This window comes from Natronomonas halophila, assembly GCF_013391085.1.
GTDB lineage: Archaea > Halobacteriota > Halobacteria > Halobacteriales > Haloarculaceae > Natronomonas > Natronomonas halophila.
The window spans coordinates 1,219,919-1,236,099 of sequence record NZ_CP058334.1 but is presented as its reverse complement, the minus strand read 5'-3'; the positions used below and the strand labels follow the sequence as shown (position 1 = coordinate 1,236,099).

General features: G+C 65.0%; 20 protein-coding genes. 12 read left to right on the top strand and 8 right to left on the bottom strand.

Annotated features, from left to right (window positions below):
* The first annotated feature begins 347 nt into the window (after positions 1-347).
* Entirely contained in the window at positions 348-1,736 is a 1,389-nt protein-coding gene (serS, locus tag HWV23_RS06790; RefSeq protein ID WP_178289665.1) for a serine--tRNA ligase, read from the top strand.
* On the opposite strand, the gene HWV23_RS06785 is transcribed toward serS, so the two are convergent.
* The gene (locus HWV23_RS06785; RefSeq protein WP_178289664.1) at positions 1,737-2,000 is read right to left on the bottom strand and encodes a zinc ribbon domain-containing protein; all 264 of its coding nucleotides are present in this window, start codon (positions 1,998-2,000) and stop codon (positions 1,737-1,739) included. It lies immediately after the preceding gene.
* Positions 2,001-2,089: 89 nt separating this feature from the next.
* A complete protein-coding gene (locus HWV23_RS06780) occupies positions 2,090-2,434 on the bottom strand; it encodes a nuclear transport factor 2 family protein (RefSeq protein WP_178289663.1) in 345 nt (114 codons plus the stop codon).
* Between the two features lie 100 nt (positions 2,435-2,534).
* Here HWV23_RS06780 and HWV23_RS06775 point away from each other — a divergent pair, with 100 nt between their 5' ends.
* From HWV23_RS06775 to HWV23_RS06765, 3 genes are all read left to right on the top strand, one after another.
* Entirely contained in the window at positions 2,535-3,053 is a 519-nt protein-coding gene (locus HWV23_RS06775) for a DUF367 family protein (RefSeq protein ID WP_178289662.1), read from the top strand.
* A gap of 90 nt (positions 3,054-3,143) precedes the next feature.
* A complete protein-coding gene (locus HWV23_RS06770) occupies positions 3,144-3,359 on the top strand; it encodes a hypothetical protein (RefSeq protein WP_178289661.1) in 216 nt (71 codons plus the stop codon).
* A gap of 321 nt (positions 3,360-3,680) precedes the next feature.
* Complete coding sequence (locus tag HWV23_RS06765; RefSeq protein ID WP_178289660.1) at positions 3,681-3,830, top strand: 50S ribosomal protein L40e; 150 nt, start codon at positions 3,681-3,683, stop codon at positions 3,828-3,830.
* Positions 3,831-3,886: 56 nt separating this feature from the next.
* Here HWV23_RS06765 and HWV23_RS06760 read toward each other — a convergent pair whose 3' ends face one another.
* Positions 3,887-4,501 (bottom strand): MBL fold metallo-hydrolase, encoded by a 615-nt coding sequence (locus HWV23_RS06760; protein ID WP_178291619.1) that lies wholly within the window; start codon positions 4,499-4,501, stop codon positions 3,887-3,889.
* 151 nt (positions 4,502-4,652) lie between these two features.
* On the opposite strand from HWV23_RS06760, the gene HWV23_RS06755 reads away from it, so the two are divergent.
* The 7 genes from HWV23_RS06755 (at position 4,653) to hisH (ending at position 9,748) form a co-directional block, all read left to right on the top strand.
* Positions 4,653-4,829 carry a DUF5786 family protein gene (locus HWV23_RS06755; protein ID WP_178289659.1) on the top strand — a complete coding sequence of 59 codons (177 nt, stop codon included), beginning with the start codon at positions 4,653-4,655 and terminating at the stop codon, positions 4,827-4,829.
* The gene (locus tag HWV23_RS06750) at positions 4,826-5,410 is read left to right on the top strand and encodes an endonuclease dU (RefSeq protein WP_178289658.1); all 585 of its coding nucleotides are present in this window, start codon (positions 4,826-4,828) and stop codon (positions 5,408-5,410) included. The genes HWV23_RS06755 and HWV23_RS06750 overlap by 4 nt, the downstream gene beginning before the upstream one ends.
* Positions 5,411-5,434: 24 nt before the next feature.
* Complete coding sequence (locus tag HWV23_RS06745; RefSeq protein ID WP_178289657.1) at positions 5,435-6,019, top strand: uracil-DNA glycosylase; 585 nt, start codon at positions 5,435-5,437, stop codon at positions 6,017-6,019.
* Positions 6,020-6,120: 101 nt separating this feature from the next.
* The gene (locus tag HWV23_RS06740) at positions 6,121-7,128 is read left to right on the top strand and encodes a PhnD/SsuA/transferrin family substrate-binding protein (RefSeq protein WP_178289656.1); all 1,008 of its coding nucleotides are present in this window, start codon (positions 6,121-6,123) and stop codon (positions 7,126-7,128) included.
* A 26-nt stretch (positions 7,129-7,154) separates the two neighbouring features.
* On the top strand, positions 7,155-7,973 hold the full coding sequence (phnC, locus tag HWV23_RS06735) for a phosphonate ABC transporter ATP-binding protein (RefSeq protein ID WP_178289655.1): 819 nt from the start codon (positions 7,155-7,157) through the stop codon (positions 7,971-7,973).
* On the top strand, positions 7,973-9,028 hold the full coding sequence (locus HWV23_RS06730; RefSeq protein WP_178289654.1) for a PhnE/PtxC family ABC transporter permease: 1,056 nt from the start codon (positions 7,973-7,975) through the stop codon (positions 9,026-9,028). Before phnC ends, HWV23_RS06730 begins: the two co-directional genes overlap by 1 nt.
* A 75-nt stretch (positions 9,029-9,103) precedes the next feature.
* The gene (gene hisH / locus HWV23_RS06725) at positions 9,104-9,748 is read left to right on the top strand and encodes an imidazole glycerol phosphate synthase subunit HisH (protein WP_178289653.1); all 645 of its coding nucleotides are present in this window, start codon (positions 9,104-9,106) and stop codon (positions 9,746-9,748) included.
* A gap of 63 nt (positions 9,749-9,811) precedes the next feature.
* Here the strand turns inward: hisH and lrp are convergent, their stop codons facing one another.
* Positions 9,812-10,264: an HTH-type transcriptional regulator Lrp gene (gene lrp / locus HWV23_RS06720; protein ID WP_178289652.1), complete on the bottom strand. Its 453-nt coding sequence runs from the start codon at positions 10,262-10,264 to the stop codon at positions 9,812-9,814.
* Positions 10,265-10,391: 127 nt separating this feature from the next.
* On the opposite strand from lrp, the gene glnA reads away from it, so the two are divergent.
* Positions 10,392-11,765: a type I glutamate--ammonia ligase gene (gene glnA / locus HWV23_RS06715; protein ID WP_178289651.1), complete on the top strand. Its 1,374-nt coding sequence runs from the start codon at positions 10,392-10,394 to the stop codon at positions 11,763-11,765.
* A 229-nt stretch (positions 11,766-11,994) separates the two neighbouring features.
* On the opposite strand, the gene HWV23_RS06710 is transcribed toward glnA, so the two are convergent.
* Genes HWV23_RS06710 through HWV23_RS06695 form a run of 4 tightly spaced genes read right to left on the bottom strand, consistent with a single transcriptional unit; the run spans position 11,995 to position 16,158 of the window.
* Entirely contained in the window at positions 11,995-12,891 is an 897-nt protein-coding gene (locus HWV23_RS06710) for a phosphatase PAP2 family protein (protein WP_178289650.1), read from the bottom strand.
* Positions 12,888-14,156 (bottom strand): YihY/virulence factor BrkB family protein, encoded by a 1,269-nt coding sequence (locus HWV23_RS06705; RefSeq protein ID WP_178289649.1) that lies wholly within the window; start codon positions 14,154-14,156, stop codon positions 12,888-12,890. The genes HWV23_RS06710 and HWV23_RS06705 overlap by 4 nt, the downstream gene beginning before the upstream one ends.
* A 16-nt stretch (positions 14,157-14,172) precedes the next feature.
* The gene (locus HWV23_RS06700; protein ID WP_178289648.1) at positions 14,173-14,997 is read right to left on the bottom strand and encodes a YihY/virulence factor BrkB family protein; all 825 of its coding nucleotides are present in this window, start codon (positions 14,995-14,997) and stop codon (positions 14,173-14,175) included.
* Between the two features lie 60 nt (positions 14,998-15,057).
* On the bottom strand, positions 15,058-16,158 hold the full coding sequence (locus tag HWV23_RS06695; RefSeq protein WP_178289647.1) for a tRNA (guanine(26)-N(2))-dimethyltransferase: 1,101 nt from the start codon (positions 16,156-16,158) through the stop codon (positions 15,058-15,060).
* Between the last annotated feature and the right edge of the window lie 23 nt (positions 16,159-16,181).

Here is a 16,181-nt window from a genome sequence, read left to right as displayed (position 1 = left end):
CCCTCGCTACTGCTCGCGGCGGTCGGCCAGCGCGCGCCATTTATAAAAGATACTCGGCCGGGAGCGAGTGGCCGCCCGTGGCGGCCCTCGCGACCCGGGGGAGGGCAGGCCCGGCACGGTCCCTGGTGGAATGAAAGGGCGAGGCGGGGAGGCGTTTATATAGTCGCTGAGCGGGCTCTACCCGAGCGAAGCGAGGGTATCCCGCTCAGCGACCGCCTCCCCGCCGAGGGCTTTCCGGCTGTTCGTGGTCAGGATATCGAAATGTTCTATTTAAAAATTACCAGACCCTGAAACTCCTCGCCACGGTACCGACACGACTTTGCCCGGGCCAGTCGAATCGCCGGCAAATGCTATCGAGGCAGTTCGTCAGGGAGAATCCCGACGAGGTGCGGCGGGCGCTCGACACCAAGGGCGTCAACGTCGACCTCGACCGGATCCTCGACATCGACGAGGAGTGGCGCGAACTGAAAGCGGAGGGCGATAACCTCCGGCACAAGCGCAACGAGGTCTCCAGCAAAATCGGCGAACTCAAACGCGACGGCAAAGACGAGGAGGCCGAGGAGGCAATCGAGCGCTCCCAGGAACTGAAAGAGGAACTCGAAGCAGTCGAGGAGCGCGCCGAGGAACTCGAAGCCGAACTCGAGAAGGCGCTGCTCCGGTTGCCGAACGTACCGCACCCGGACGCCCCGGTCGGTGATGACGAATCGGACAACGTCGAGGCCGAGCGGTGGGGCTTCGATGACCGCCGAGACCTCCCGGAGGAGGTAATTCCGCACTACGACCTCGGCGAGGACCTCGAAATCCTCGACTTCGAGCGCGGCGCGAAGGTCTCGGGTGGCGGGTTCTACTTCTCGAAGGGCGAGGGCGCCCGCCTCGAACACGCGCTGGTCCAGTACATGCTGGAGGTCCACCGCGAGGACCACGACTACGTGGACGTCTTCCCGCCGATTCCGGTCAACTCGGCGTCGATGCGCGGGACGGGCCAGTTCCCGAAGTTCGTCGAGGACGCCTACCGCCTCGGCGGCGACAACGACGAACCCTACGATGACGACGACCTGTGGCTGCTGCCGACCGCGGAGGTACCGGTCACGAACATGTACCGCGACGAGATTCTGACCGACGACGACCTGCCGCTGAAACATCAGGCCTACTCGCCGAACTTCCGGCGGGAAGCGGGCGAACACGGCACCGAGACGCGCGGTATCGTCCGCGTCCACCAGTTCAACAAGGTCGAAATGGTCAACTTCGTCCGGCCGGAGAACAGTTACGACCGCCTCGAAGGCCTGCTCGGCGAGGCGACCGACATCCTTGAACGCCTCGGCCTCCCCTACCGCGTTCTGGAGATGTGTACTGGCGACATGGGATTCACGCAGGCCAAGAAGTACGATATCGAGGTGTGGGCACCCGGCGACGACATGGAGGACGGCCCCGAGGTCGGCGGCCGGTGGCTCGAAGTCTCGTCGGTATCGAACTTCGAGGACTTCCAGGCCCGACGGGCGAAGATTCAGTACCGGCCCGAACAGCACGAATCGGCCGAGTACATCCACACCCTGAACGGCTCGGGACTGGCGATTCCGCGCGTGATGGTCGCGATTCTGGAGTACTACCAGAACGACGACGGGACGGTCACGGTACCGGAACCGCTCCGACCCTACATGGGCGGTCAGGAGCGCATCGAAGGTCAGGAATCGGTCGGCGAATCGGCGCTCGGCGAAGGGGACGGCGACGGCGAGTAATCAGGCCGGAACCGGGAGCGGTTCGGCGCAGTTCCCACAGAAGGTGTATCCTCGTTCTACCTCGCTACCACAGTGCGGACAGCGGTGCGGCGGCTCCGCGTCGTCGTTCGTGTTTTTCTCGCGTGCCGATAGCTCCACGTCGGGATACCGTTCCAGCCGCCCCGTCAGCCGCCGGACGTCACCCTCGTCGCGGACGAGGGGTTCGAGGAGAAACACCAGCCCCGCGAGCCCGCAGAGTCCGAGCAGGATATAGAGGGAAAGCATCACTCATTACGTCGGTCTGTTGTTGCTTGTGGTAAACGCCACGCTCTGCCGGCGGCTTTAACGCGGCCGCTGGGCCGCGTTACCGCCTCTCAGTCGCCGTGGACGTCGGTGTAGGTCCGGATGGCTTTGATGCCGCGCTCGCTGATCTCGAACATATCCACGAAGCGGAACCAGACGTTCCCGTCGGCCTGCAGCAGGCGTCCCTCAACCGCGACCCGGGCGCCGTCTTCGGCCTCATAGACCGAATCGAGGGCGTGTTCGGTCTCGGTGTCGGGGCGGTCCGAGCGCATAAAGGAGACGAACTCCTCGCGGCCCTCGATGGTCATGTCGGGCCGCCGGTGGACGAACTCGGCTGCGAGGGCCGCGCGCAGCGCCTCGTAGTCACCGTCGTCTATCGCGCGATAATACGTCCGGGTCAGCGCAGGACCGTCCATACCGGCGGTAGGAACGCCGGACGGAAATACGCTGTCGGAGCGGCAGACTCGGACGGGCGCGGGGCGAGCGACTTTTGCCGCCCGACCGTCTGTTTCCGGTGTGGAACTCCACGTCCGGTACGAGGGCGACGACGACCCCGAGAAGTGTTCGGCCCGCAAACTCGCGCGGTTCGACCTCGCGGAGTTGCATCACACGGCCCGCGAGACGCCGGCGGGTATCGTGCTGGACCCCTACGCCGAACAGGCGCTGTCCCCGGCCGATGGGGATGCGGAGCGGCACGGCAGCGCCGCAGACCGCCTCGTCGCCCTCGATTGCTCGTGGGAGACCGCCGAAAAGGAGGCGTTCAAACTCGACGGCCCGCATCGCGCACTCCCCTTCCTCGTTGCCGCCAATCCCGTCAACTACGGCACGCCGTTTCAACTCAACACCGTGGAGGCCTTCGCGGGCGCGCTCTGTATCCTCGGCCATCGCGAGCAGGCCGAGGACATCCTCGGCAAGTTCCGGTGGGGCCACACCTTCCTCGAATTGAACGAGGAACCGCTCGCGCGGTACGCCGACTGTTCGGACTCGGCGGAGGTCGTCGCGGTTCAAGAGGAGTACCTCGAAGCCGACGAATAGTCGACCGAGTGCCGAAGGCGGTTATTCGACGTTGGTTCGCTGCTGGTAACCGGGCGAACGTATTAGAAACGTGTCGGCGTTCGTGAATGTATGTACGAACTGAGCCTCTCGGGGGTGGTGTTCGTCATCGGGCTGGTGTTGTGGTTCCGCCCCGTGTTCGGGCTCATCGTCATGCATCGGTACTGGGGACCGCCGACCGACGCGACGGACCGCCGTATCCACGAACGGCTCGTCCGAATCGTTTCGGTCTGTTGTATCGTCGTGAGCGTGACCGTCGTCGTCTGGTCGACGCTTCTGTTTGGATAGGGGACGGTGGTGCAGTCCTGCTGTTTTCAAGCATACGGCGCGCGAAGCGCGCCGTTTCCCCGGACGCGAACGAAGTGAGCGTCCGGTAGCGCGCGACGACTACCGCGGGCCGTTAGGCCCGCGACAGGAGGAGCGCGCGCATATTTTCCCCATGTTTTTGCCGTCATCAGACCGCGACGCGGTCTGATTGCCCATCAGATTCCTACGGAATCTGATGACCGCGGAGGCGGGTTCGGCGCGCAAACGCGCCGAACCGCCGGAGCGTGCAAAAAGTGGTTGTGAACGGTTAGGTTTATCCGCGCGCACTGATTGGCTACGAGTATGGCTAAGTTCGACCCGGCTGAGGACCGCACCCTCGAGAAGATGATCTGCATGCGCTGTAACGCCCGAAACCCCAAGCGGGCCGACCAGTGCCGCAAGTGCGGCTACAAGAAGCTTCGCCCGAAAGCGAAGGAACGCCGCGCCGCATAAGGTTCGCTCCGTTTTTACTTCGAATTCTCGCCGCGTAGCGACGGCTTCGCCCTCGGTTACTCGTCGTCAGGATATTTCGGTTCGCGCTTTTCGGCCCGGTCCAGCGCCGTCTCGACGACGTCACGGACGTCACCGTGGAAGTCGTCGCCGTGGCCGGCGTACATGTGTTCGACGCCGTCGGGCATTTGCTCCAGCAGGGCTTCGATGCTCTCGATGAGCCGTTCCCGCGATTGGCCGGGCATGTCGGTTCGGCCGAAACTGCCGTAGTCGAAGGCGCCGTCGTCGTGGACGACCACGTCGCCGCTGAACAGCGTCGACTCGGAGACGAAGGAGACGTGGTCGTCGGCGTGTCCGGGGGTGTAGACCACGTCGAAGGCCTCGTCGCCGATGAAGACCTGGTCGTCGTCTTCGAGTTCCGTCGTCCGGCGGGGGTGTTCGCCGTAGGCGTACAGCGGCGCGTCGAAGGCATCGAGGACGGCGTCGAGCTGTGCGACGTGGTCGCCGTGCTGGTGGGTCAACACGACGGCATCGAGTTCGTCGGTGAGTCCGTCGATGACGTCGACGACGCCCTCCATCGCGCCGGGGTCGACGAGGACGGTCCGGTCGCCCTCGACGAGATAGGCGTTACAGGTGAACGCGTCGGCGTTCGCGGTGACGTTGGTGACGTTCATACCGATGGGCGGGCCCCCATCGTAATCACGCTGGCGGCTGTCGATGGCGTGCCGTCGGTGATAGCGCCACCCTACGGCCCCTGCCATGTGAACATCACCCATGGGTCGGCGTGGCGCTTAACTCGGAGGAGCCATTACGTTCGGATGAAGCATGGGCTTCGGCAGTTACGACGAATCCGAACAGGACAACCAGCAACTCGATACCGACGACATCGACGAAAGCGAGCAGTCCACGTTGCCGACCCACGACGGCGACTTCGAGTTCGAGTACGACGACGCTTCGAGCGAGGACCTCCTGGAGACCTACCGGGAGCACCAGAACCAGTGAAGTCCGGGCGACGGGCGCTCGGTATCGCCGAATCGTATCGGGGCACCGACGACGACCACGCGAGAAGCACCCTTGCGGGTGCGGTGGTTCGTGCCGACCGGGCGGTCGACGACTTCGTTTTTGGCGCCTGTACCGTCGGTGGACGCGATGCGACCGAGGCCATCATCGACTGCTGGCAGCGTCTCGACCGCCCCGACGTACAGTACTGTTTTCTCGCCGGTATCGCCCCCGCGTGGTACAACATCGTCGACGTCGAGGCCGTCGCCGAGGCCATCGACCGGCCCGTTATCGCAGTCAGCTTCGAGGAAAGCGAGGGTCTCGGCGACGCCATCCGCGAGGCCTTCGAGGGAGAGGAACGGCGGCGACGACTCGACGCCTACGGGGCGCTGCCGGAGCGGCGCCGCATCGAGGCGGGCAGCGACGGTGGCGACCTGTTCGTCCGGAGCGTCGGCCTCGACGCTGAAACCACCGAAACGGTGGTTCGGGCCTACACCCACGAACGCCGCCCCGAACCGCTTCGGGTCGCAAAGCGGGCGGCCCGTCGTGCTGACGCCGCCCGCGACGTCTTCCGGCGAGATTAACTTGCGGCGGGTCGACCGCCAACCATGAGCGACGACATCGCCGTCATCGACTGTACGCGGTGTGAGGAGTTGTGTGCCTCCCGGAGCCGCATCGTCAACGGCGTCGGCCCCGACGACGCGGACCTGCTTTTCGTCGGCGAGGCACCCGGCGAGAACGAAGACGAACAGGGCGAACCCTTCGTCGGCCGGTCGGGCGACGTCCTCGACGATGCACTCCGGGACCGAGGACTGGCCCGCCGGGATATCCGAATCACCAACTGCGTGCGGTGTCGCCCGCCGGAGAACCGCGACCCGACGACCGACGAGCTGGCGAACTGTCGGGAGTACCTCGAACGCGAAATCGACGCGGTCGACCCGGAGGTCGTCGTCACGCTCGGCAAGGTACCCTCCGAGCACCTGCTGGAGCGGTCGGTCGCGGTCACGAAGGAGGCAGGAGAACTCTACGACGCCCGCATCGCGGGGGCTCCCCGCCGCGTGCTGGTCTGTGTACACCCCGCAGCGACGCTGTACGACCCGAGCCAGCGGGAGACGTTCGGAGCGGCGCTCGACGAAGCAGTCGCGCTGATAGACGACGACGGAGAGGGCCAGTCCCGACTCGGGGACTTTTGAAAGACCGGTTCCTCCCTGAGGTATACGCACACCCGTGTTAGCGGTACTGTTCGCGGCAACTATTCAGAAACGCTTAACTCCGGCTCGTGATAGGCTCGTGTATGTCCAACGGCTCCTCGGTTTCCCGACGGACGGTTCTCAAAACGACCGGTGCAGCGGGGATTTTCAGTCTCGCTGGCTGCCTCGGCGACGGTGGCAACGGCACACGCGGCGACGCCGGCGGCAACAACGAGGTTCGATTCATCCTCAACCCGGCCGAAGCCGACGTCGACATCTCCGAGCAGTACCAGCCGATGTTCGACCACATCGAGTCGGAGACCGACGCGACGGTCGAACCCGTCGAAACGGCCAGTTACGCGGCGACGATTCAGGAAATCCGTCGTGGCGGCGGCGAAGTCGCCGACACCTCGCCCTCGGCGGCCGTCGCGGCTCAGGACCAGGCCGACGTTATCGGCATCCGTGTCGCCTACGGCGCCGCACAGTACTTCTCGCTCATCACGACGACGCCCGACGACAACGGCGTCGACTCGCTGTCCGCACTCGAAGGCAAAGAGATCGCCATGGGCTCGACGCTGTCGGTCAGCGGCACGCTGGCCCCGATGGTCATGCTCAAAAACGCCGGCCTCGACGTTGGCACGGCTCCTGACGGCGAAGCCAACGACTTCACTGCGCGATACTCCGACCACTCGACCGCTCGCGACCAGCTCATCGAGAACCCCTCGATTGCGGCCGCGACGACCGGCGCCTTCTCGACGGCCCCCCACGTCCCTCAAGAGCAGTTCGACGAGATGTCTCAGGACTTCGTCGACATCTCCGCGGAGTACGAAAGCGCCGGGTCGGCGACCGACGAGGCCGAACTGAAGCTGCTGGCGGTTTCGGACCCGCTGCCGCGCGCACCGCTTATGTCCCGGTCCGACTGGGAGGCCGACGTCCGCTCGGACGTCGAGGAAGCCATCCTGAGCGCCACCGAGGAAGACCTCTCCCACGGCGAGGACTACGAGGGCGAGGAACTCTGGTTCACCGGCGTCAACGAAGGCAGCCACGAAGACTTCCAGCCCATCGCCGCCATCCTCGACGAACTCGGTCTCGAATTCGAGGACCTCGAGTAACGACGTAAACTACTCTATCCCATCTTATGAGTCGCATCACGGTCGATAGCCTCACGAAGGAGTACGGCGATGTCGTGGCGCTCGATGACGTCTCGTTCGAGATTCCCGAAGGAGAGTTCACCATCGTCCTCGGCGTCTCCGGCTCCGGAAAATCCACGCTGTTGCGCTGTCTCAACGGGTTGACGCAACCCACCGATGGCTCCGTCTCCATCGGCGGGGACCCGGTGACCGAACCGCGCGACGACGTGGCCATGATTTTCCAACAGCACAACATCATCGGACAACTGAGCGCCTACTCGAACGCGCTGACCGGCACCCTGAACCGCTCGGGATTCGTCGAGAGCCTCCTACAACTCCAGAGTCGCGAGGAGAAACTCCGCGCGCTGGAGGCGCTGGATACCGTCGGCCTGCTTGACGAGGCCCAACAGAAGGCCCGCCAGATGAGCGGCGGCCAACAACAGCGCGTCGGCATCGCCCGTGCGCTCGTCCAGCAACCCGACGTCCTGCTCGCCGACGAACCCGTCGCCAGCCTCGACCCCGGCAGCGCCCAGCAGGTGATGGGGTATCTCCGCACCGCTGCCTCCGAACGCGGCCTCACGACGATGATTAGCCTCCATCAGGTCAACCTCGCCCGGAAGTTCGGCCAGCGCTTCATCGGCCTCCGGGACGGCGAGAAGGTCTTCGACGGCTACCGCGACGAGATGACTATGGACGTTATCGACGAGATTTACGGTGATATCGACACGGAAGGAATGCTCGCCGAAACCGACGTCGACGACGACAACGCCGGCGGCGGCGACACCACAAGCGGAAGCCGCATTCAGAGCGAAGGGGGTGCCGTATAATGGCCGAAACGGACGACGCTGCGGCCGGTGCCACCGCCGACGAGGGGCGTCTGAGCGAGCAACTCGACCGAATCCGGACGGCGCGGAAACGACGCGCGGTCGGCGGGGTTGCGCTTCTCGCGCTCCTCGGCATCCTGTTCGTCCAGTCGCTGAGCGCGGCGGGGACGCTTTCTACCCAATACACCTCCGGCTTCTTCCTCGAATCCCTGCGGGACTTCTTCCCGCTGACGACCTACTTCGGCTTTCTACCCTTCATCGACTTCGGCCAGTATCTCGACTACATCGGCCAGCGGAACCTGCTTTTCGCCAGTGACATCTCGCTGCTGTGGACCGACCCCGTCCAGTTGGCTTCCGAGGTGTCGGCGCTCATCGCCGACGAGGGTATCTTCTCGGTGTTCGGCGTCGCCGGCATCACGCTCGCGATGGGCTTTGCCGGGACGATTCTCGGCTTCCCGCTGGCGCTGCTGTTCGGCGTCATCGGCTCCGAGCGCGTCACGCCGTTCCCCTTCAACTTCATCTTCCGGGGCACGATGTCGGCCATCCGCGCGATTCCGGCGCTGGTGTGGATTCTCATTTACATCCCGCTGGCGGGGCTGACGCCCGTCTCCGCGGTGCTCGCCATCGCGACGGACACCGTCGGGAACCTCGGTCGGTTGTTCACCGACGAACTCGAGGAAATCGAGGACGGCCCCATCGAGGCCATGAAGACCACCGGCGCCGACCGCCCCCAAACGGTCACCTTCGGCATGCTGAGTCAGGTGACCACGCCCTACATCGCGTGGACGCTCTACATCTTCGAGATTAACGTCCGTATCGCGGTGTCGCTGGGCGTTTACGGCGCGGGCGGACTCGGGCAGGTCGTCGAGACGCAGGTCGGCCTCTTCCAGTTCACCAACGCCATGGCGACGCTGCTGTGTATCTTCCTGCTCATCATCTCCGTCGAACTGCTCAGCCAGCGCGTCCGCGCGCGACTGCGGGCCGACACCGAGGCGATGAGCATCAAGGAACTCATCCTCGGGTTCCCCGAGCGGTTCGCCGAATCGCTCATGAAGTAACGCCCGCCCGTTTTCCGTTCTCGCCGTTCTGTCGCGATGGAAACCCACTTGGCGTGTGGCCGCCCATCTTCGGATATGAGCATCACCCAGCGGACCGCCGAGGTCGTCCTCGTCGATTACGGGCTCGGCAACCTTCGGAGCGTGACGCGGGGGCTGGAACGCGCCGGCGCCGAGCCGACGATAACCGACGACCCGGCGGATTTCGATTCGGCGGACGGCATCGTCCTGCCCGGGGTCGGCGCCTTCAGCGAGGGGATGGAAAACGCCGGGCCGTTCCGTGACGCGTTGGCCGACGCCGCAGCAGAGGGCAAGCCGCTTTTCGGCATCTGTCTCGGCATGCAGATGCTGCTCACGTCCAGCGAGGAGGCCGAACGCGTCGGCCAGGGCGACGTCGAGGGCCTCGATTTGATTCCGGGTACCAACGTCCGCTTCGCCGAGGGCCAGAAGGTCCCGCACATGGGCTGGAACGAACTGAACGTCCAGCGCGAACACCCGCTCGCGGAGGGCATCGACGGCGAGTACGCCTACTTCGTCCACTCCTACTACGCCGACCCCGACGACGACGATGCCGTCGTCGTCAGCACGGACTACAGCGTGGAGTTCCCCGCAATCGTCGCCAACGAGGCGGGCAACGTCTTCGGCACGCAGTTCCACCCCGAAAAATCCGGGGAGACGGGGCTCCGCATTCTGCGGAACTTCGTCGACTACTGCCTGGAATAATTCGTGTTCGCAAGCGCCCGCGTGACGCCGTGGGAAACGGTCGGGCGGGCGTTCGGTCCGCGTTCAGAAGTCGAGGTCGAACTGTTCGTGTTCGGTGACCGTATTGAGGACGACCGAGGTGTTGGACTCCTTGATGTCGGGGTCGATGAGCAGTTCCTTGATTTGCTCGTTCATGTGGTCGGTGTCGGTGAATTTGCCGATGGCGATGATGTCGTGGTCGCCGGTGACCTCGTAGACCGAGACCATGTGTTTGTGGTCCGAGAGACGGTCGGTAATTTCGGGGAGGGCGCTCCCCTCGACTTTCATCTGGATGACCGCGGTCACGTCGTAGCCCAGTTCACCGTAGTCGATTTCGGGGCTGTACCCCTGAATGATGCCCTGGTCTTCGAGGTCGGAGATGTGGTTCGAGACGGTCGTCACCGAGACGTCGAGGTCCTCTCCGAGCGAGCGCAGCGAGGCGCGGCCGTCAGCCAATAGCGCGTTTACCAACTTGCGGTCGAGATTTTCGTACGTCATTACACCCCAATACTACCCCTGGGGTTTAGAACTTTACGAATATTCATTTTCACAGCAATAGAGGGAAGGTTTGCGCAAAGGAGCAAGGCTTTAGTAATGGCTCTCAACGAAACAGGTGACGAGAAAGATGACGAACGAAAACGTAGCCACTGACGGTGGCCTTTCCCCGGAAGAACAGAACGTCCTCGACGAGATCGAGGAAGAGAACGTCGACTTCCTTCGCCTGCAGTTCACCGACATCCTCGGCACGGTGAAGAACGTCTCCGTGCCGGCCGAACAGGCGGAGAAAGCCTTCACCGAGGGCATCTACTTCGACGGTTCCTCTATCGAGGGCTTCGTCCGCATCCAGGAATCCGACATGCGGCTCATGCCCGACCCGACGACGTTCGCCATCCTCCCGTGGCGTGACCGCGAAGAAGGCGCTTCCGCGCGGATGATCTGTGACGTCTACAACACCTCCACGGGCGAACCCTTCGAGGGCGACCCGCGCCGCGTCCTGAAGAACGCCCTGCAGCGTGCCCACGACATGGGCTACAAGGTCAACGCCGCGCCCGAACCCGAGTTCTTCCTCTTCGAGGAAGACGAGGACGGCCGCGCGACGACCAAGACCAACGACGCCGGCGGCTACTTCGACCTCGCGCCGAAGGACCTCGCGAGCGACGTCCGCCGCGACATCATCTACGGACTGGAGGACATGGGCTTCGAAATCGAGGCCAGCCACCACGAGGTCGCCCGCGGCCAGCACGAGATTAACTTCGAGTACGACGACGCCCTGACCACCGCCGACAACGTCGGCACCTTCCGGACCGTCGTCCGTGCTATCGCCGCCCAGCACGACCTCCACGCGACGTTCATGCCGAAGCCCATCCCGAAGATCAACGGCTCGGGGATGCACACCCACCTCTCGCTTTTCACCGAGGACGGCGAGAACGCCTTCCACGACGCGGACGACGAGTTCAACCTCAGCGAGACGGCCAAGCAGTTCACCGCTGGCATCCTCGAACACGCGCCCGCCATCACGGCGGTCACCGACCCGACGGTCAACTCCTACAAGCGCCTCGTCCCCGGTTACGAGGCGCCGGTCTACGTCGCATGGTCGGACCGCAACCGCTCGGCCCTCATCCGGAAACCGGCCGCCCGCGTCCCGGCCGCCTCCCGTATCGAGGCCCGCTTCCCCGACCCGTCGTGTAACCCCTACCTCGCCTTCGCCGCGCTCATCCACGCCGGTCTCGACGGCATCGAGAAGGGCCTCGAGTGTCCCGACCCCGTCCGCGAGAACATCTACGAGTTCGACGAGCAGAAACGCGAGGAGTATGGCATCGAGACGCTCCCGAGCAACCTCGGCGAAGCCGTCGAAGAACTCGAGAACGACGAAGTCATCCTCGACGCCCTCGGCGAACACATCGGCGAGAAGTTCGTCGAAGCCAAAACCCAGGAATTCGAGGAGTACCTCGTCGACGTCTCCCAGTGGGAACTCGACCGGTACCTCGAGACGTTCTAGGCCCACTTTTTGCACGAGAACGCGGGTCGCGGCGTAGCCGCGACCCACTCGGCAAAAACGTGGTGAAAATATGCGCGAGAGCCGACTAACGCGGCCCGCAGGCCGCGGCTGGAGGCTCTCGCTACGGCGCCTCACTGCGTTCGGCGCCGGGAACCGCGCTCGCTTCGCTCGCGCGGATGCTTTCTAAAACATCTGCCCGCGCCTCCGTGGTCGGTTTCGCGGGCCTTTCTCACAGACGTCGAGCGACGGCTTCACCGACGACTGGCGCCGCGATGACGCCACCGAGGCCGACCGCCATCGTCAGGAAGGCGACGTACGGTTCGGCGTCGATAGCGTAGGCGACACCGCCCGGTGCGGCGAGGATACCGCCGAAGACGGCAGAAGCGACGCCGCCCACGCGGGTCGTCTCCTCGTGGAGGACCGCATCACCGAGGGCGCCCCACATGATACGCGCCCCCAGCGTGAGTCCGAGGACGGCCATCGAATCGAAGGAGAAACTGCCCAAAACCGGGCCGAGGAGGGCGATAGCGAGCGCGATGGAGAACACGCGGCCGGGCTTGGAACCCTCGCCACAACCGCGGTAGGCGGCCGCGAGGAAGAGGAGGCCGACGGCGGTTCCGGCGACCACGTCGACGAAGTAGTGAACGCCGAGGACCACACGCGAGAGGGCAACGATGGCCGTCAAAGCAGCGGCGGTGGCGTAGGCGCGCCGGGTACCGACCAGTAGGGCGATACCACCGAAGACGACCGTCGCACCGACCGCGTGGCCGCTCGGGAAGCCGAACCCTGAACCGGTCGAAGCGGCGGCATACAGCGGTTCGATGGCGGCCGGCACGAGGTCGGTGGCCGGCGGAACGTCCGCGCCCGGCGGGCGGGGATACGCCAGCCACTCCTTCAGCGTCGTCGCGGTCGCACGGTAGCCCATGGTGAGCGCCAGAGCGAAGGCCGCTCGGCGCCGGTCGAAGGCCACCGGCCCCGGAAGCGTCTCACCGAACCAGTACAGCAGGCCGACGATGCCGAAGAGGAACCACACGTCGCCGAGTTGCGTGACGAGGGCCGCGAGGACGAGGACGAACTCCGGGAGGGCGGCGATGATTTCGGATTCGCCGATGCCGCGGTCGTTCATCGGTCTTCGAAGCGCTCTTTCAGGCTAAATGGCAGGCGAGCGGCGCTTGCGGTTCCGCCGACGATGAGCATCAGGGCATAGAGGCCGAGCGTCGACAGCCAGATGACGAGCATCGCGAGGACGGCCCAGCCGCTGGAGAGGTACGCGAAGGCGCCGAGGGTCATCGCGGTGCCGTACAGCAAGACGAGATACGGCCCCCAGCCGCGGGCCTTCCCGCGGCGGACCTGCTGGCGCACGTAGCGTTTCAGGTCGGCTTCGACCTCCTCGCGGTGAACCGTTCGGTCGTCGATGCGCTCCTCGAAGCGGTCGAGTTCGTCGTAGAGCGTTTCGAGTTCATCGCGCAACTCCTCGTCCGATGCGTCGTCGTCGATGCGGTCCCGTGTCATGATTCCGTCGAGTATCGCGGTCGGTTTCGGTTCGGGTTCTTCGTCGGGTTCGGCGAGGCCGGTTTCCTCGTCGGCACGCCCCGCCAGCACGGCGTTGAGGACGACCCCAAGCAGCAATACGAGCGCGCCGAAATAGAGGAAGGTAACGAGCAGGAGGACGCCCCCGAGCACGCCGTAGGCCTCGTAACTGCCGGCGTTGGCGGCGTAGATACGAAAGCCGGTCTGGAGGACGGCCCAGCCAACGGCGGCGAAGACGGCGCCCGGCAGCGCCTCCCGGAGGTCGACGTCGGTGCCGGGCAGGACGTAGTAGAGCGGAACGAAGGCAACCGTGAGGCCGACGATGAGCGCGAGCGTACCGAGCAGGCCGATGACGTCGAGTCCCTGCGCGATGGCGCTCACGCCGAGGAAGGCGATGGCGGCACCGACGGCGATGGTGCCGGCCACGCCCAGCGCGACGGCGCCGAGGGCGACGGCGCCGTTGCGGACCTGGTCGAGCAGCGATTCCGGCCCCGGGGTACCGTAGACTTCCGAGAAGGCGATATCGAGGCCGCGGAATAGCTTGAGGCCGGACCACAGCAGAACGACGACACCGAGGACGGTCGCGCCGCCGCGGCCGGCAGCCCCCGTGACGGCGTCCTGTACGAGCGTGCCGGCCTGTTCGCCGAGCGTCTCGGCGGCCGCGGTCACCAGCGTGTCGACGATTTCGGTGTCGCCGAGTATCGACGCCGCCACCAGCGCCAGCAAAACGAGCGGCAGAAGCGAGATGAACGCATAGTAGGCGAGACTGGCGGCGATGAAGGTAATCCGGTCGGACTGGGCGCCGTTGACGACGCCCCGTGTCACCGTCACAGCCCTGTCGAGATGCCCTTTCACGTTCATCGGTTGTACCCGTACACTACATATAATCGGTGGGAACCCATTCGTCGTCGGGGTCGATGTGGCCGCCGAGGACGGCGTTCAGCGCTGCTCCGACGAGCGTGGCGAGACCGACGACGTAGAGCCACGAGAGCAACAGGACGATGGCACCCGCGGTCCCGTAGGCCACCGTGCTCGCGGTCCCCGCGTAGACTCGAAAGCCGGAACTCGCGACGGACCAGACCCCCGCCGTGAGGACGGTGCCCGGGAGCACCTCGCGGACGGTCACGTCGACGTGTGGGAAGATGTAGAAGATGGGCAGGAAGACGACGATGAGCGCGAGAAAGAGGAGAATCGAGGCGGCCAGCGCGGCGACCCGGCCGGCGAGGCCGAACCAGATGCCGATACCGCCCAACAGCACTATCGCGACCAGGTTCGTCAGGAAGACCAGGGTCGCGTTCCGGAGCGTCGATATCAGGGTGGTATCGCCGTGTTCGCCGTAGATGGCAGCGAACGCCTGGTCGGAACTCCAGTAGAGACGCATCGCACCCCAGAGGAGCACCGCCAGACTGCCGAGGGTGCTGGGCAGGCCGGCGCTCATGATGAATCCCTCGTCGTCGAACTGGCGACTGATTTGCTCGCCGAGGACGTCGGCCAGCACGTCGGCGGCAACGTCGCCGACGTATTCGCCCCCGAGAGTCGTCAGGACGATGACGACGAGCAACGCGAAGGGAAACAGCGACAGGAAGCCGAAGTACGCGAGGCTGGCAGCCAGGAGGGAAATTTGTGCGCGCCGAGCGACCGCCACCGTCTCGAAAAGCGTTTCCGCGTAGGCGGTGTTTCGGAGCCTTTTACGGAACGACACGGCGGGTGTTCTCGTGGGCGGTCCATAGTTAGATGAGCGCTATCGGAGGGTATGTCGCCGTTACTCGACCGCGTCGCGAATCTCGGTCACGTCGGCGTCCGTCTTGAACGTCGTTCCGCCGAAGTGCGTCCGGGAGGTTTCGTGGCCGGCCGCTCGCAGGTCCTCCAGAAAGTCGTCCATCGCGGGGTTGGGTTCGCCCCACCGCTTGTAGAGTTTGTGCTGGTCGTAGTGGGTCGGTTCGTGGAGTTCGTCGGCAATCGTCGCCAGCAGATCCTTCGATTTCTCGGCAGTGCCGAAGGTTGGCGGAATCGCTTCGGACACCCGTTCGACGAACTCGGCGTCGTGGGCGGGGCCGAGCCATATCTGGCCGGCCGTCCACGTCGACTGCCCACAGTTCGGACATTCGTGAGTCGGGTCGGCGATGAGCGTCTGCTCGCTCTCGCGCCAGAGACACTGCTGGCAGTGGTCGAGGTAGCCCAACTGCTCGATGAGTCGGTTGGCGGCTTTCGCGCCTGATTCGAGTTCCAGATACGTGCGCACGTAGTGGCTTGTCGCGTGGCTCAAGACGGGCCGGGCAGCCACGTCGTAGCGGGCGGCGGTCCGGACGAGCGCCGACAGCAGCACGCGCAGGCCCATCTCGCTGTGGAACTCGGTGTTCCGGGGGACGGCACCGTAACTCCGGACGCCGCTTTCGAAGTGGGCGCCACAGAGCGGGGCGGTATCGGTTGCGGTGACACAGACGTACTCGCGGCCGCTCTGAAACGCCGCGTCAGCGAAGGGAATCGGCGTCCCGAAGGGGTCCAGGTCGATGACGTCGTAATCCGTCTCGTGCATGTGCGCGTTGACGTTCCGATGGACGACGTCGCCGTCGAGGTCGTTCAACTCGAAGTTCCGGCGTGCCAATTCGACCGCGTCGGGGTCGACGTCACACCCAGTCGCCTCGTAGCCGGCCTCGGCGGCCCGAACTGCTCGCACGCCGCTTGCAGTCATGGCATCGAGATACGTCTCACAATCGTCGGCGACCGCACGGAGGACGCCCGCCGTGATGTCGCGATTCAATTCCTGAACGGGGTTATAAAAAACGCCTGACCCGGAGCCTTCGCTGGCGCCGTGGCGTTCCTCGGGCACCTCGATTCTGACGTCCCCCTCGCGGACTTCCATGTCTGTGGTTGGTCGGTCCGGCA